The sequence below is a fragment of the Solwaraspora sp. WMMD792 genome (genome assembly GCF_029626105.1).
Classification (GTDB): domain Bacteria; phylum Actinomycetota; class Actinomycetes; order Mycobacteriales; family Micromonosporaceae; genus Micromonospora_E.
In genome coordinates, this window is record NZ_JARUBH010000009.1 from 6,958,900 (window position 1) to 6,974,244 (window position 15,345).

The window sequence follows — 15,345 nt, forward strand, 5'->3', positions numbered from 1 at the left end:
TCACGCCGCCGCGCCGGCCACCGGCGCGGGGGCGGGTGCCACCGCCGCCTGCTGCTGGGCGCGCTTGCGCAGGTGAACCATCCACCAGTAGATGCCGCGGGCGCCGCAGACCACGACGACGGCGAAGAACAGCGTGTAGACGACGTTGAACAGCATCAGTACGCCGTAGACCATGGCCACCGACGACCCGAACATGAACTGGTGGATCGGCTTGACCGGGGTGGTCCCCGGGTCGGTGATCATGTAGTTGGTGAACAGCACGAACGCCACCCCGGCCATCACGCCGAGCGCGGAGAACAGCGCCACGTCCCAGATCCAGTGCCGCAGCAGCGCCTGGATGGCGAAGCCGCCCAGCCAGCCGACGATCAACGCCACCTTGCGGGTCAGCATGGCGTTGATCACCGTACCGGCGGTGACGATGATGATCGGGATCATGATCCGGAAGAAGGTGTTGGCACCCTCGGTGAACTGGTACGGCGGGGCGATCGAGATCCACGAGCCGAAGCAGACCAGGGCCGCGGTGATGCCCAGGTTGGACGGGTTCATGTAGTGCCGCATCCGGCCGTACACCGGGGCCTGGAAGACGTACTTGCCGGTGACACCGACGATCACCGCGAACGCGATCGGCAGGAACATGTCGTTGGCGTACAGCAGCATGTTGCAGGCCAGCGCGGTGATGTGGGCGGGCAGCAGGAACTCGTACAGGCCGCGTCCGCCGCGCCCGGCGTACCGGGGTGCCCGCTGCTGCATCCGGGCGCTGAAGGTCTCGAAGACCAGGTCGGTGGCGTAGCCCACCAGCACCGCCAGGATCGGCCACAGCCAGGGCTGCTCGAAGCCCAGGACGGTGTATCCGAGGATGTTGAACACGGTCATCGAGATGGCGAAGTTGCGCAGCGCCAGGTAGCGGCGGTCCGGCTCCTTCGCCGCCGGCGCTGGTGGGCCGGCGGGGGCCGTCGTCGTGCCGACGGTCTGTTGGCGTTCGGCGGTCGTGGTCATCGGTTCGGAACCTCCTGGACACGGTCGGTCAGCACGAGGGTGTGCGTGCCGGCCGACAGCTGCTGGGTGGTGCTGTGCAGATCGCCGTCGAGGTCACGCCAGCGCAGGTCGACGGTGACCGGGCCGGTGGCGTCGCCGAGCCCGAGGTGGACCTCGAAGCTGCGCTTGCCGCCGTGGCCGCTGCCGCCGTCGAGCTGGGAGACCTGCCGGCGCCCGTCTGCGGTGGTGACCGTGACGGTGGCGCCGTAGGCCGGCGTACCGGGCAGGTCGGCGTCGGTGCCGTCCAGCGTCGGCCGGTACAGCCGCAGGTTGAGGTAGTCGCCGAGGTCCGGTGCCTCGTTGGTGTAGAACGCCGGGGCGGCCCACTGCCGGGCCACGGCCAGGTCGAGCGCGCCGGTCGCCCGGGTGTCGGCGGTGGCGATGCCGCGGGTCGGGATCGGCACGTCCAGGCCGAGCTGCTCGGTGATGTTGGTGAACTCGCCGCTGTCGGTCCGGGCGAAGAAGGCGAGCGGCTGGTCACCGGCGATGTCGTCGCCGGGCTGCATGTTCGGCCACATCGCCGGGTTGGACAGCAGGTTGTCGTTGGACATCGCCATCTCCTGCAGCCACGGCCACCGGTCGATGTCGCCCTTGACGAAGCCGAGCGTCTGCACGACCTCCAGGTCGCCGTCGTTGCGGAAGTCGGCGAACTTCACGTCCCAGCCCCAGCCGCTCCAGGCCATGCCGAGCGGCCGGGCCTGCTGGATGAACGGCGCGGTACCGGCGGAGAGGCTCTGCAGAGCCTCCTCCTCGGAGCCGGCCTGGTTCACCCAGACGAAGTTGCTCTCCTCCAGCCCCCAGGCGGTGGTGATGTTGGAGACCACCATGTCGAAGCTGCCGTTGGCGTTCAGGTCGCCGAAGTCGACGCCCATCCCCTTGAACGAGTCCTTGCCCAGCTGGAACGACTTCGGCGTACCGTGGCTGCGCTCGCCGTAGACCGCCTCGAACTTGATCCGACCGGGGCGGGAGACGTTGTGCAGCAGGGCGTCGAAGGTGAAGTCGTTCGCCACGTACATGTCCGGCAGGCCGCGACCGGTCAGGTCGGCGGAGCCGAGCGCCAGGGTCCAGCCGGTGCTCTTGGCGAACGGGACCGCGCCCCGCTCCGGCACGAACGTCACCGACGGCGTGTCACCGGCGGTCGCCGCATGCCAGCGCAGCACCTGCAGCCCGCCGCCGTTGGTGGCGGTGGAGAGCGAGTCGTTCATCTCGACGTTGTCCTGGCCGTCCGGGTCGAGCACGTCGGACTCGGGGAAGTAGTTGCCGATCACCACATCCGGCTTGCCGTCGCCGTCGAAGTCGTTGACCGTGGCGGCGTTGGTGTGCCACTTAGGACCGTGGTAGCGGCCGTCCGGCGAGTCCTGCGGCAGGATCTCCTGTCGGTGGTACGCCTCGTTGGCGGGCAGCTCGGTGCCGGCCTTGCGCAGGAACAGGATCGGCACCCGACCCCAGTAGGTCACCATGATGTCCATCCGGCCGTCCAGGTTGTAGTCACCCGGTACGCAGCCCATCGGTGCCATCGTGTGGTCGATCGGCAGCGGGGCCGGGTCGAGCAGGAACGGCTCGAACCGGTCGGCGGCCGGTGCGGTCGGCGCGTAGGTGACCACCACCTCGTTGGTCCGCACGTCGACGAAGCACAGGCTGTTGGCCACCCCGTGGCCGGTCAGGTCGTTGACGGCGATGCTCGCGCCCACCGAGGAGATCCAGGACCGGATCTTGTGGTACGACTCGTTGACCTCACGGATGTTCCGTTTAGGTAGTTGGTCGTAACCCTCCGGATAGTCGATCTCAAGCTCGGTGAACCGGTACTTTTGGGCAACCTCGTCAGCGCCGGCCACCGACACGCGAGCGTCGATGACGAAGAACATCACGGCGAGGAGTAAAATCGCCGCTATTCCGGGGCTGATCGAGCGCAGGCGTTGACCCAGCACGGTCTGGTCTCCTTACTGCGGGAACCATCGGCTGTTGTCCAGGCCGACGGAGTTGACAGGGCGGACGTCGTTGCCGCAACGCCGATCCGATGAATTTCCGGAAATGGCGTGCGGTGAACGGGAGCCCTTGTGGCTCCCGGCTCGCCGGGGATCCTCCTGAAGCCGAGGGTGGGTGGAGATGGGGAGGCCGCACGGCACGGTCGGCCACCGGGATCATCGTCCGACGGTCGTACGGCGGAGCGCTTCTTTCACATTGCCTCCGATGATTCGCTGCATTCCCTGGATCTGTCACAATCCGTCGACGATCCGGTCGGACGGAAAGACGGCAATATTGCGAAACCCTCGGCGGCGGGAGCTGGCTAGCCTGAGTGAGGTGTCGCATGACGCGTCATCCGGACACCGTGCACCGTCGTATTGCGGTCGGCTGTCCGGCTCACCGCGCAGAGAAGGAGCCGTCGTGTCTGTCGAGGGATTCTGGAAGGTCGCCGTGGCCACCCCGCTGGGTACCCGGCACACCGTGCTCGAATTGTTCACCAAGGACGGTGCGCTGCAGGGGATCTCCCGTGGGGAGAAGGAGGAGTTGGTACTGCAGGACCTGCAGCTGGCCGGCGACCGGTTGTCCTGGTTCCAGTCGATCACCAAGCCGATCCGGATGAACCTGGTGTTCGACGTGGTCGTCGACGGTGACGAGATGTCCGGCACCGCGAAGGGCGGCCCGATGCCGCCGGCGAAGGTCAGTGGCCGGCGCGAACCGGCGACCCAGGCGGCCTGACCTCGGCCGCAGCGGCGATCCCGGGCGCCCGGCCCGTCCACCACGGCTGGGTATCCGGGTGCCCCGGGTCGTCCACCGTGGCCCGGCGACCGGGATCCCCGGTGGGGCCGCGCAACCGCCCCTCGGACGGTCGTCGATGATCCGTACGACCGATTGACTTATTCTCATTTATCATTAAAAGTCATGGATATTCCGACCGGGGAGAGATCCATGACCGACGCGTCGCCCGCGACCATCCACCATCGGTATCTGATCGTCGGCGCCGGCCCGGCCGGCTTGCAGCTCAGCTACTACCTGCAGCAGGCCGGCAGCGACTACCTCGCGCTGGAGCGGTCCGACGCTCCCGGGGAGTTCTTCCGGCGGTTCCCCAGACACCGCGGCCTGATCTCGCTGAACAAGGTGCACACCGTCAGCACCGACCCGGAGATCCGGCTCCGCTGGGACTGGAACTCGCTGCTGCACGAGCCGTTCGAGCTGCCCTTCTCCGACTACAGCCGGGAGTACTACCCGAGCGCCGACGACCTGGTCCGCTACCTGGCCGACTTCGCCCGGCACCACCGGCTGGCCATCCGGTACGGGGTCGGCGTCGACCGGGTCGAGAAGACCGACAAGGGCTTCCTGGTGTTCGCCGGCGACCAGACGTACAGCTGCGAGTGCCTGGTCGTGGCCACCGGCTGGGGCCGGCCGAACATCCCCGACGTGCCCGGCATCGAACACGCGGTCGGCTACGAGGCGATGAGCACCGACGCGGCGGACTACGCCGGCCACCGGGTGCTGATCCTCGGCAAGGGCAACTCCGCGTTCGAGACCGCCTCGGCGATCCTCGGCCACGCCGCCATGGTGCACCTGGCCAGCCCGCGGCCGATGCGGCTGGCCTGGAACACCAAACACCCCGGGGACGTACGCGGCCACCACGGCGCGGTGCTGGACAGTTACCAGTTCAAGACCCTGCACTCGGTGCTGGACTGCGTCATCGACGAGATCCGCCCGGTCGGCGACCGGTACGAGGTGCACCTCACCTACACCCACGCCGACGGCGAGACCGCGGTGATGGAGTACGAATCGGTGCTGCGCTGCACCGGCTTCGCCATGGACACCTCGATCTTCGGTGACAGCGCGCGGCCGAGGCTGGTCCCCAGCGGCCGGATGCCGGCCACCGACCCGGACTGGCAGTCGGTCGACGTCGACGGGCTCTACTTCGCCGGCACCCTGGCCCAGGACCGCGACTTCAAGAAGGCCTCCTCGGCGTTCATTGACGGGTTCCGGTACAACCTGCGGACCCTGACCGCGTTGCTGCGCGAGCGGTACGAGGCGGCGCCGCTGGACTTCGACAAGGTCTCCGCCGACGCCGACTCGTTGACCCGGGCGGTGCTCGACCGGGTCAACTGGAGCTCGGCGCTGTGGACCCAGTTCGAGTTCCTGGTCGACGCCCTGGTCGTCGACCAGGCCACCGGTCACGTCCGGCACTACCACGACCTGCCGGAGGACTACGCGGTACGCCGATTCGGCAGCGAGAGCCACTACTACACGTTCGGGCTGCGGTGGGGGCGGGACGACTACCCGGACGTCTTCTCGATCGAACGCCATCCGCAGCCCGACCGGGCGTCGGAGAGCGCCTTCATCCACCCGGTGGTGCGCCGCTACCGGGGCGGTGAACTCGTCGAGGAGCTGCACCTGCTGGAGGATCTGCTGGCCGAGTGGCGTCGACCGGACCGGCACGTCCAGCCGCTTCTCCGGTTCTTCGCCGCCGACCTGCACCGCTGACACCAGGGAAGCTGCCATCCGGCCACCAGGGAGCCGGCGTCGCTGCCGGCTACCGGTGGACCAGGACCTCGGACAGCGGCTTGCGGGTCAGCTGCGGCACGGTCACCCCGGCCGCCGGGTAGCCGACCGGCATCACCACGCAGGCCCGTTCCTCGGCGGGGCGGTCGCAGATCTCGTTGAGGAACTTCATCGGGCTGGGCGTGTGGGTGAGGGTGGCCAACCCGGCCAGGTGCAGCGCGGTGATCAGCACCCCGGTGGCGATGCCGACCGACTCCTTGACGTAGTACGGCTTGGGTGAGTTGGGGCCCCGGTGCACCTCGAACACCACGATGACCACCGGGGCGGTCTCCAGGAACGGCTTCTGCCAGTCGGTGCCCATCGGGGCCACCGCCCGCAGCCACTCGGCGGACGCCCGCCGGGTATAGAACTCCAGCTCCTCCGCCTCGGCGGCCTGACGTAGCCGGCGTTTGCGCTGCGGGTCGGTGACCACGACGAACCGCCACGGCTGCAGGTTCGCCCCGCTGGGCGAGCAGGCCGCCGCGCGTACCGCCTCCTCGATGACCTCAAGCGGCACCGGGTCGGGCGCGAAGTGCCGCACCGAACGGCGGCTGGCCATCTGGTCGGCGAACCGGCGGGCGGTGGAACCCATCGCGGCCGGGTCGAGCCGGTCGAGATGGAACGGGACCGTCGCGACGTTCTGCACGGGGACCTCCAGGGCCGGTCGGGCTGTCCTTCAAGGATCACCCACCGTGGGCCCCGATAGTTGCCACCGATTGCCGTTGTCGCCGCTGTCGTTGTCGCTGCCGCCGGCCCGGTCGCGCGTGCGTGCGTCAGCTGGACGTGCGCTCGGCGAGGTAGTCGACCACGGCGGCCAGCCCGCCCGGTCGTTGCGCGGCCAGCCGCTGCCGTCGCGCGCCGGTGCCGTCGGCCAGCAGCCGGTCCACCCCGTCGACCACCATCCGGTGGGCGCGTTGGGCCCGTAGCTGGCCCTCCACCGCCGCGACCAGGTCACCGACCAGGTCGGCGGCCGGCCGGAGCCGGCCGGTGGCCGGATCCAGGCCGGCGCCGTCCAACCCGTCGCGCGCCGCCCGCCAGTACGCCACCCGCAGCAGCTCGTCCGGTACGTCGGGCGCGGGCACACCCTGCTCGACCAGCGCCGACAGCCGGGTCACCAGGGCGCGGACCACGGCCGCGTACAGCGCGGTCTCCTCGACGGTGAGCGCGGCGTCGGCGACCCGGACCTCCACGGTCGGGCTGTGCTCGGACGGGCGGACGTCCCAGAAGATCGTGCCCCGGTCGACCAACGCACCGGCGGCCAGCAGCGAGTCGACCACCCGGTCGTAGTGCGCGGCCGAGTCGAACCGGGGCGGCGGACCGGCCACCGGCCAACGCGGCCAGGTCATCGTCCGCCAGCTGGCGTAGCCGGAGTCCCGGTTGTCCCAGAATGGCGAGTTCGCCGTGAGGGTCAGCAGCACCGGCAGGTACGGCCGCAGATGGTTGCCGACCTGCACCGCCCGCTCCCGGTCGGGCATCTCCACGTGCACATGCAGCGCGCAGATGGCCAGCTCGTCGTGCAGGCCGCGGAACGTCTCGATGCCCCGGTCCTGCCGTGGCCCGGTGGTGATCGGCGGCGGCACCGGCCCGGCGACGGCGGCCGAGCCGGTGGCCACCAGCCGCAGTCCGCGCTCCCGGGCGCATCCGCCAGCGACCTTGCGGGCCTCGGCCAGCTGCGCCGCCAGCTCGGTGTGCCCGACGCACGGCTCGGTACGGGTCTCCACCTGCAGCGGGGTGATCTCGCCGGCCACCCGTCCGGGCAACCGGGACGCGGCGCTGGCGACGACCTCGGCGGCGCGCGGCACCGGAGCCCGGGTGACCGGGTCGACGACGAGGAACTCCTCTTCCACCCCGAACCGCGGGGCGATGTCCGGCTGGCGGTTGGTCGGACTCATGGCGGCGGAGACCTCCACGGCTGGCTCGACGTCGGCCGCGATCCCGGGCCGTCCGGAGCCTAACCGGTCGGCGCGTGGTCCCGCGCCGTCGAAAGTGCACTAAGCCGATGATCGTCCAGAATGTCGATCATCATGGCAGCCAGCAATGCCGTCCTGTCCGACATCTGTGACAGGTCAGCCCATTCGCTACGGGCGTGCGACCCGCCGCCGACCACCCCCAGTCCGTCCAGCGTAGGTATGCCCATCGAGCCGGTGAAGTTCGCGTCGGACGCGCCCGGCGCGCGTACCCCGACCAATGGCGGCAGCCCCATCCGCCGGCCGACCCGCTGGGCCACCTCCAGCAGCGGCACCGCTACCGACTCGGGCAGCGGGTACCGGTTCACCCCGCCGTCGACGTCGAGCGTGGCCTCGGCCAGCCGCGCCGGCAACGCCCGGATCATCCGGTCCACCCGGTGCAGTTCGTCGCGGGTCCAGGCCCGTACGTCGACACTGAACTCGGCGGACTCCGGCACCTGGTTGGTCATCGCGCCGCCGTGCAGCACGGTGGGTGTGACCGTGGTGCCGTCGGCGGCCAACGACCGTACCGCCAGCACCTGGTGGGCCAGCTCGACCGCCGCGTTGACCCCGCGGTGCGGCTCCACGCCCGCGTGCGCGGCCCGGCCACGGACGGTGATCCGGTAGACGGAGCCGCCCTTGCGGGCGACCTTGAGCCCACCGTCCTCGCTGCTCGGCTCGCCGACGAGCACCGCTCCGGATCGGCCGGCCTGCTGCTCGATAAGCTGCCGGGAGGTCGGCGACCCGCTCTCCTCGTCGCAGGTCAGCAGCAGCCCGACCCGGGACGGATCGGGCAGCAGCGCGAGCGCGCCGAGCAGCTGCACGATCCCGCCCTTCATGTCGCACACGCCCGGCCCGGTGGCGATCGGGCCGGACACGGTGAACGGCCAGTCGGTGACGGTGCCCGCCGGCCAGACCGTGTCGTAGTGGCCGAGCAGCAGGATCCGCTGATCGACCGCCGGCCAGAGCAGATGTGGCAGCCCGTCGCGGACGATCCGGCGGGCCGGTCGGCCGAGCACCTCGCTGCCCCAGGTGTCGAGCAGGTCGGCGCAGTCGTGCAGCAGCCGTACCGCGCCGGGCGGGGACTCGGCGGCCACCAGTGTGCCGAGTCGCCGTACCATCTCCGTCGCCTGGTCCCCCGCAGCGCGTCGGAGCTTGTCCAAGTCAGCCATGCGGCGATCGTGGCATCGGCTGATGGCCGGCGTCATCCGCCAGCGTGCCCACCTCGTCGCTGTCCGTGCCCAAGTTGGATGGTGTGGCCGCCGGGCGACAGTCGGGGCACTTTGGAAGAACCTCGTCGATCGAAGTTGCGGCATCATCCCGTTGGGACCGTGCCGCCGACCGACGGCGGACGACCGCCTCAGGAGGCCGCCGGATGGCGCACATCGATCTTGGTCTGGACGAGACGGAACACCCGGGAATCACCGGCCTGTTCCGGTACCGGCCGGAGACCGCCGCCCCGCTCGGCGCGCTCGCCGAGGTGCTGCTGCACGCGCCGCACCCGACACTGACCCCGGGCGAGCGTGAGCTGATCGCCGCGTACGTGTCGCAGCGCAACGAGTGCTCGTTCTGCTCCGCGTCGCACTCGGCGTTCGCCGCCGAGCAACTCGACGGTGGAATGCCGATGGTGCAGGCGGTCCAGGTGGACGTCGACGGCGCCGCGATCACGCCGAAGCTGCGCGCCCTGCTGAAGATCGCCGGCGCCGTCGCGCGGTCCGGCCGACAGGTCGACGCCGCGCTGGTCGACGTCGCCCGGGCGGCCGGCGCCACCGACCTGGAGGTCCACGACACGGTGCTGATCGCGGCGGCGTTCTGCATGTTCAACCGCTACGTGGACGGACTCGGTACGGTGCTGCCGGCCGACCCGGGCGTCTACGCCGAGCGGGCAAAGCAGGTGGCCGCCAACGGATACGGCGGTTGACCCTGCGCACGCGTCAACCGGTCACCGCGGCCGCCGGCAGGTCAGCGGCTGTTGTACGGCATGGTGGGGAACCAGCCGTAGTCGAACATCGCCGGCAGTCGCACGTCCCAGTAGACGACCATGAAGACACCGAGCGCGATCAGCAGCCCGCCGGTGACCGCGGCGGTGCGGGCCGGATCGCTGGCCAGCCAACGGATCAGTCCGCCCCGGGTGACCACGACCAGCAGCGCGAACACCGCCGACACGATGACGATGTTGCCCAGCGACTGCAGGACGAACGCACCGGCCCCGTACAGCGGGTTGCCGCTGTCGACCGCCCAGATGAACAGCTTGTTGAACAGCGGGTACGGCCGGCCGATCAGGAACCCGCCGACGAGCGCGCCCAGGGTGACCACCCGGGCCACCGGGCGGCGGGCGAACGGGTCCGGCAGTACGCCGAGCGCCGCCAGCCCGAGGTAGGCGAAGGCGAGCCCGATCAGCCCGAAGACCACCATCGACTGGACCAGGCGTACCGGCAGCCCGCCGACCGAGCCGGTGGACAGTTGCGGCAGCCGGTCGCCGATCAGCACGCCGACGAAGCCGTACGCCCCGGCGACGGCGACCATGCCGAGGGTGAGCCAGCCGATCGGCCGCAGCAGGCTGCGCAGCCCGGCCCGGGTGGCCGCGCTGCCGCTGGCCTGGCTCATCGGCCCGATCGACGCGGCCATCGCGACGTTGCAGGCGGTGAAGGTGCCGGCCAGCCCGGTGACGAACGCGAACACCAGACCGGCTACGGTGCCGCCGATCGCGGTCGCCTTGGCGTCGTGGCCGAGCAGCGCGTTCGCGACGTTGTCACCGATCACGTGGTCGACGAACTCGTACGACCAGAGCACCGCGAGCAGCACCCCGGCAGCGGCGCCGATCAGCGCGATCCGGGTCCGGGAGGCCGCGGCCGGATAGCCGGACGCCGGTTGGATGGTCTGGGGCTGTGGAGATCCACTCCTGGATATAGTCATGCGTTGATCATTTGGGCGGCGGGAAGTGGTGTCCTCTCAGATCTTGCCCCACTGCGGTGCCGGTCGATGCGGATGACGCCCAAGACGGCAATCCACGACAACTTCGCGACAGCGGGGAAACCCAGAATGAAGTCATGTCGGTCACCTCGGACCAGTGGCGGTGCGCCGCCACCTCCGCCCCGGACCTGTCGCGACGGCTGCTCACCCTGGTGGACGGACTGCCCGCCGACCATCCGGTGACCGCCGACTGGAGCCTCGCCGACACGATGGCTCATCTGGCCACCATCACCGCGATGGACATCGCGCTGGTCACCGGCGGCGTCCCGAACCTGCCGGTGCCCGAGATCAACGAGCTGCGGGCGAACACGACCGTGGACACCGTCGCCGAGATGAACCGGCGCGTGCTGGCGCAGTTCACCGAGCGCGACGTGCCGGCGCTGTCGGCCCGGATCCGCGCCGACGTCGCGGAGCTGACCCGACTGGCCGACTCGGTCGACCCGCAGCATGAGGTGAGCTGGCTCGGCGCCGCTCAGTTGCCGGTCGCCGGCCTCTACTCCCATCTGCTCAACGAGATGAACATCCACGCCTGGGACATCGCCCGGTCGGTCGGTGCCCGGTGGCACACCGACCCGCACCAGGCCGCCCTGTTCGTCGACGTTTTCCTGGCCGGAGTCACTCGCTGCGGCTACGGCCGGCTACTCGACCACGACCGGCCGGTCCGCGCCGGGCGGATCTCGGTGACCTTTCACCCGCGTACCGGTGGCCCGACCACCCTGGCCCTGGTCGACGGCCGGGTACTGCTGGAGCCGGTCGACCCGAGACCGGACGTGCGGCTGCGCTACGACCCGGCGACGTTCAACCTGATGCTGTTCGGCCGGGTGGGCCGGCTGCGGGCGGCGCTCGGCCGCAAGGTGGCGGTCGGCGGTCGGCGGCCGTGGCTGCTGCCCACGTTCATGTCGACGATGCGACTGCCGTCCTGACGTCAATCCGTCACGGTCGCGCTGACCGCGCCGCGTAACAGCCTTGACGCAGACGCGTAGTGTGACGTACACAACCATCGCTGTTTGTCGATCATGGTGGGAGTCACCGTGATCGGCGGCGGAGGGAGCGTACGCCCATGTCTGACCAGGCGCCGTACAGCCGGCGCTCATTTCTCAGTGGAGTGATCGCCACCGGGACCCTGGCGGCGGTCGCCACCTACGCGGCCCCCGGCGGCCGGCTGCAATCGCGGGTCGAGCTGCGACTGTCCACAGGCGGAGACCCGACCGGCGCCCGGGACCTGCTGGTGAGCATGTGGAACGAGACCAACCCGCAGACCATCGTACGGGTCGACCCGATCGACAGCGGCTCCGGCGACGAACGCCGGATCATGCTGGAGAAGGCCGCCGCAGGTGAGGCCGATCTGCTCAACCTCGACATCGTCGACGTGCCCGAGTTCGCCACCAAGGGTCTGATCGAGAAGATCCCGCCGACCGGCGGGCGGCAACTCATCACCCCCCTCGACCAGGTCAGCCGGGTGCCCGACGAACCCGGCGCGTACTGGGCGGCACCGTTCAACACCGACGTCGGCATGCTGTTCACCCGGCTCGACGGCGACTCCACCGAGGCGCCGCCCCGCCGGCTGCCCGACCTGCTCGCCACGATCCCGGACGGGTCGCAGCAGTTCGTCGGCCAGCTGCGCCCCAACGTATCGGCGTTCTACGAGGCGTTCGTGGTCAACGTCCTGGAACACGCCGTCGCCGAGCGGCCCGCCGTACTGAAACCACTGGGTACGCCCGGTGTCGAACGGCCCGCCGACCGGATCTCCACCGACGTCGAACTGTGGAAGGCCGCGCTGCAGCCGTTGAAGGATGCGATCGACGCCGGAAAGGTGCTGACGTCCGGCGGCGAGCCCGAGTCACTCGAGGCGTTCGGCGCGGCCGACTCCACGATCCGGTACCTGCGCAGCTGGCCGGTCGAGTACCGCAAGCTGCAACTGGCCGGCAACCGGGACGTGGCAACCGGACGGATCCGGGTCGACCCGCTCAGCCAGGGCATCCTCGGCGGCCAGAGCCTGGCCGTCGTCGCCGATTCGCGGTACGTCGACCGCGCCCTGGCGTTCATCTCGTTCGCCACCAGCGAAGGTGCGCAGAAGATCCTCGCCTCGCACGGCATCGCGCCGACGGCGATCGGCGCGTACAACGACCCCAACCTGCGGGCCTCGATCCCGCACCTGGTCAGAGTGCGCGAGGCGGTGGAGAACTCGCTGCCCCGGCCGGTGCACCCCGGTTACCGGCGGTTCTCCGACGTGGTCAAGGAGCATGTCGAACGGTTTCTCTACGAGGACCAGGACCTGTCGCCACAGTTCACCACGGAGATGGCAAGTGCGCTGGCCTGACCCCGGGGCTGGCGGCATGGTCCGGAGAGGTACGTCGTGCAGATAGAACCATGGCACGTCCCGCTGCTGGTGATGGCGGGCATCATCGTGCTCGAACTTCTCGCCGTCCTGGTGCTCCGCGACGCCGGACCGGCGGTACGGCAGTTCCTGCGCACCGCCGGCCTCGGCACGCTCGCCCTGGTGCTGCTGGTCGTCGTCGTGGTCAGCATCGGTCCGTCGCTGGCCGACCAGCTGGCCAGCGTCGCCGCCGCGATCGCCGGTATCGCCGCGCTGTGGCTGACCTACCGGTCACACCGTCCGTCGGCGGAACGCGGCGGCGGGCAACGATCCGCCGGGGAGGACGGCCGCGACCGTCAACAGGTGAGCTGACCCGCCCGTGGGCTACGCCGCCGCGCTGTGGGCGGTGCGCAGCGCGGACGCGAACGTCTCGACCGGCTGGGCCCCGGAGATCCCCCACCGGTCGTTCAGCACGAAGAACGGCACCCCGGTGGCGCCCAGCCGGCGGGCGGCCCTGGCATCGGCGTCAACCTCGGCGGCGTACCCGTCGCCGTGGACCACCTGCTCGGCGGCGGCCCGGTCCAGGCCGACCTCGACGGCGAGCCGGACCAGGGTCTGCGGGTCGTCCAGCACCGCGGCTTCGGCCAGATGCGCCCGCATCAGCCGCTCGTGCAGCGGCCCGCCGAGCCCGTTCGCCGAGGCGAACTGGTTCAACCGGTGCGCGTCGAAGGTGTTCACCGAGACCGCGCGGTCCAGTGCGTAGGTCAGGCCCTCGGCGGCGGCCAACTCGCTGACCCGCTGGGTCATCGCCCGGACCTGGGCCGGTGACCCGCCGGTCCGGCGGGCCAGCATCTCGGGCACCGGCAGCGGCTCACCGTGCGTGGGGTCCAGCTGGAAGCTGCGCCAGCGCACCTGCACCCGGTCGGCGTCCGGGAACTGCTCCAACGCGGTATCAAGCCGTCGCTTCCCGATGTAGCACCACGGGCAGATCACGTCGGACCACACGTCGACCCGGACCAGTGGGGTGGCGGCGGCGTCGGCCCGGCCGCCGGTCGTTGAGGTCGTCATCGTCACCTTCCAGGCACGGGTTGGTCCCGCCGAGGCTAACCGGGTGCCGCGTCGCCGCCGGGGGCAACGTGCGAGACACCCTCGTCGGTGACACCCCTCGGGACACATTTTTGGGGTACTGCCCAGTAACAGGTGGAGCGGCCGGCGCCCGGCTGACACGATGACGGCGCGTCAGGTGGGTATGGGTTGACCAACTGAGCCATGTGCAGCGGGTAGTTTATCGACCGCAGTGCGCGATAACCGGGCCTGAAGTGGGAACAACCGGGCCGAAGCAAGCAACAACCGGGTCGAAGCAAGCAGAAAATGGACTGCCGAATGAGCAGTCGAGCCGGGCAACGTACCTTTTGTGGAGACTGCCAGCATCACCAGCGTTGCCCGTACGGAACCCGGCCTGGCAGCCGGCGCCGACCCCGACCTGATCGGTGGGCTCCGGCTCCGGCCCGACGCCCGGGCCCTGCAGCTCGACCGGTACGGCCGGGTGGTGCGCGTCTCGGCCGGCCTGACCCGGTGGATCGGCTGGTCGGGCGCGCAGCTCGCCGGACGTCCGTTCGAGCTGGTGCTGCACCCGGACCGGCGGGCCTGGTTCCGCCACCGGTTCAGCATCCTGCTGACCGACGCGTACCCGCACTTCGTCGGCCTGGCCGAGGTGACCACCACCGACGGCCGCCTCGCCTCCAGCCACATCACCGCCGTGGCGGTACGCGGGACGGAGCCGCCGGCCGACTCGGTGCTGGTGCTGCTCACCCCGGAGAACCGGGTACGCCGCCCGCAGCTGACCGAGGTCGGTGCCCGGGTGCTGGAAGGGCTGGCCGGCGGCGCCTCGACCGCCGAACTGGCCGCCAGTCTGCACCTGAGCCGCAAGGGCGTCGAGTACCACGTGACCGCGCTGCTGCGCCAGGCGCGGGTCACCAACCGGACCGCGTTGGTCGCCTGGGCGTACCACTGCGGGGTCCTGGTGCCCGGCAGTTGGCCACCCCGGCTGGCACCCGAGGCCCGGGAGCAGGTCCGGCCGCGCGCCCGGACCTCAGCCGCCGCCCAGCACGGGTAGGCCGGCAGCGCCGACGGTCGGGCCCGGCTCAGCGGCGGCCCGGTCAGAGTCGGACCGGCTCAGCGTCGGCCGGGCGGCGCCAGCGGTGAATAGCGGATCCTCGGCCCCGGGGCCTGCTTCGCTCGGGTCTGCTTCGGTCTGATCTGTTCCGGGTGTGCCTGTTCCGCGCGCGTGCGGGTCTGCTCCGGGTGGCGGGCTGCCCGGTGCCGCATCAGCAACCAGACGCCGAGGCCGCCGAGCAAGGCCCCCATCAGGACCGCCAGCACCAGCCGCACCGTGCCGCCGAAGACGATCTGCCCGAGCGCCGCCCCGACGATCCACCGGGCAACCCACGCGCCGACCGTCGACTCCGTGACCGAACTGGTGTCCGCTGCAACCGGCATGACCGCCTCCCCTGACCACGGTATCGATCCTTGGCGTTCCCGTGCGGGGGCAGC

The 15,345-nt window shown here is 70.5% G+C and carries 15 protein-coding genes; 7 read left to right on the plus strand and 8 right to left on the minus strand.

Annotated features, from left to right (window positions below):
- Together O7629_RS32345 and O7629_RS32350 are read right to left on the minus strand one after the other, a co-directional pair.
- A complete protein-coding gene (locus O7629_RS32345; RefSeq protein ID WP_278174093.1) occupies positions 1 to 996 on the minus strand; it encodes an enediyne biosynthesis protein in 996 nt (331 codons plus the stop codon).
- Positions 993 to 2,900, minus strand: coding sequence for a CRTAC1 family protein (locus tag O7629_RS32350; RefSeq protein WP_278174793.1), 1,908 nt, complete (start codon positions 2,898 to 2,900; stop codon positions 993 to 995). The genes O7629_RS32345 and O7629_RS32350 overlap by 4 nt, the downstream gene beginning before the upstream one ends.
- A gap of 520 nt (positions 2,901 to 3,420) precedes the next feature.
- Here O7629_RS32350 and O7629_RS32355 point away from each other — a divergent pair.
- Together O7629_RS32355 and O7629_RS32360 are read left to right on the plus strand one after the other, a co-directional pair.
- Positions 3,421 to 3,735 carry a hypothetical protein gene (locus O7629_RS32355; RefSeq protein WP_278174094.1) on the plus strand — a complete coding sequence of 105 codons (315 nt, stop codon included), beginning with the start codon at positions 3,421 to 3,423 and terminating at the stop codon, positions 3,733 to 3,735.
- Positions 3,736 to 3,945: 210 nt separating this feature from the next.
- Positions 3,946 to 5,499, plus strand: coding sequence for an NAD(P)-binding domain-containing protein (locus O7629_RS32360; RefSeq protein WP_278174095.1), 1,554 nt, complete (start codon positions 3,946 to 3,948; stop codon positions 5,497 to 5,499).
- A gap of 49 nt (positions 5,500 to 5,548) precedes the next feature.
- Here the strand turns inward: O7629_RS32360 and O7629_RS32365 are convergent, their stop codons facing one another.
- The 3 genes from O7629_RS32365 to O7629_RS32375 all read right to left on the minus strand — a co-directional run bounded on the left by O7629_RS32365 (position 5,549) and on the right by O7629_RS32375 (position 8,674).
- The gene (locus O7629_RS32365; protein WP_278174795.1) at positions 5,549 to 6,148 is read right to left on the minus strand and encodes a nitroreductase family protein; all 600 of its coding nucleotides are present in this window, start codon (positions 6,146 to 6,148) and stop codon (positions 5,549 to 5,551) included.
- Positions 6,149 to 6,329: 181 nt separating this feature from the next.
- A complete protein-coding gene (locus O7629_RS32370) occupies positions 6,330 to 7,448 on the minus strand; it encodes a glutamate--cysteine ligase (protein WP_278174096.1) in 1,119 nt (372 codons plus the stop codon).
- Positions 7,449 to 7,507: 59 nt separating this feature from the next.
- The gene (locus tag O7629_RS32375) at positions 7,508 to 8,674 is read right to left on the minus strand and encodes a M20/M25/M40 family metallo-hydrolase (protein ID WP_278174098.1); all 1,167 of its coding nucleotides are present in this window, start codon (positions 8,672 to 8,674) and stop codon (positions 7,508 to 7,510) included.
- A 203-nt stretch (positions 8,675 to 8,877) separates the two neighbouring features.
- Between O7629_RS32375 and O7629_RS32380 the strand changes: the two genes are divergently transcribed.
- Positions 8,878 to 9,423, plus strand: coding sequence for a carboxymuconolactone decarboxylase family protein (locus O7629_RS32380; protein WP_278174100.1), 546 nt, complete (start codon positions 8,878 to 8,880; stop codon positions 9,421 to 9,423).
- A 41-nt stretch (positions 9,424 to 9,464) separates the two neighbouring features.
- Here O7629_RS32380 and O7629_RS32385 read toward each other — a convergent pair whose 3' ends face one another.
- Positions 9,465 to 10,418: a hypothetical protein gene (locus O7629_RS32385; RefSeq protein ID WP_278174101.1), complete on the minus strand. Its 954-nt coding sequence runs from the start codon at positions 10,416 to 10,418 to the stop codon at positions 9,465 to 9,467.
- Positions 10,419 to 10,552: 134 nt separating this feature from the next.
- Between O7629_RS32385 and O7629_RS32390 the strand changes: the two genes are divergently transcribed.
- The 3 genes from O7629_RS32390 to O7629_RS32400 all read left to right on the plus strand — a co-directional run bounded on the left by O7629_RS32390 (position 10,553) and on the right by O7629_RS32400 (position 13,164).
- The gene (locus O7629_RS32390; protein ID WP_278174102.1) at positions 10,553 to 11,398 is read left to right on the plus strand and encodes a hypothetical protein; all 846 of its coding nucleotides are present in this window, start codon (positions 10,553 to 10,555) and stop codon (positions 11,396 to 11,398) included.
- A 137-nt stretch (positions 11,399 to 11,535) separates the two neighbouring features.
- Complete coding sequence (locus tag O7629_RS32395; protein ID WP_278174103.1) at positions 11,536 to 12,795, plus strand: extracellular solute-binding protein; 1,260 nt, start codon at positions 11,536 to 11,538, stop codon at positions 12,793 to 12,795.
- A gap of 36 nt (positions 12,796 to 12,831) precedes the next feature.
- Entirely contained in the window at positions 12,832 to 13,164 is a 333-nt protein-coding gene (locus tag O7629_RS32400) for a hypothetical protein (protein ID WP_278174105.1), read from the plus strand.
- A 12-nt stretch (positions 13,165 to 13,176) separates the two neighbouring features.
- Here O7629_RS32400 and O7629_RS32405 read toward each other — a convergent pair whose 3' ends face one another.
- On the minus strand, positions 13,177 to 13,860 hold the full coding sequence (locus tag O7629_RS32405) for a DsbA family oxidoreductase (RefSeq protein ID WP_278174106.1): 684 nt from the start codon (positions 13,858 to 13,860) through the stop codon (positions 13,177 to 13,179).
- A gap of 346 nt (positions 13,861 to 14,206) precedes the next feature.
- Here O7629_RS32405 and O7629_RS32410 point away from each other — a divergent pair, with 346 nt between their 5' ends.
- Complete coding sequence (locus O7629_RS32410; RefSeq protein ID WP_278174108.1) at positions 14,207 to 14,908, plus strand: LuxR C-terminal-related transcriptional regulator; 702 nt, start codon at positions 14,207 to 14,209, stop codon at positions 14,906 to 14,908.
- 59 nt (positions 14,909 to 14,967) lie between these two features.
- On the opposite strand, the gene O7629_RS32415 is transcribed toward O7629_RS32410, so the two are convergent.
- Positions 14,968 to 15,291, minus strand: a complete 324-nt coding sequence (locus O7629_RS32415; protein ID WP_278174110.1) for a hypothetical protein — start codon at positions 15,289 to 15,291, stop codon at positions 14,968 to 14,970.
- Positions 15,292 to 15,345: the final 54 nt, after the last annotated feature.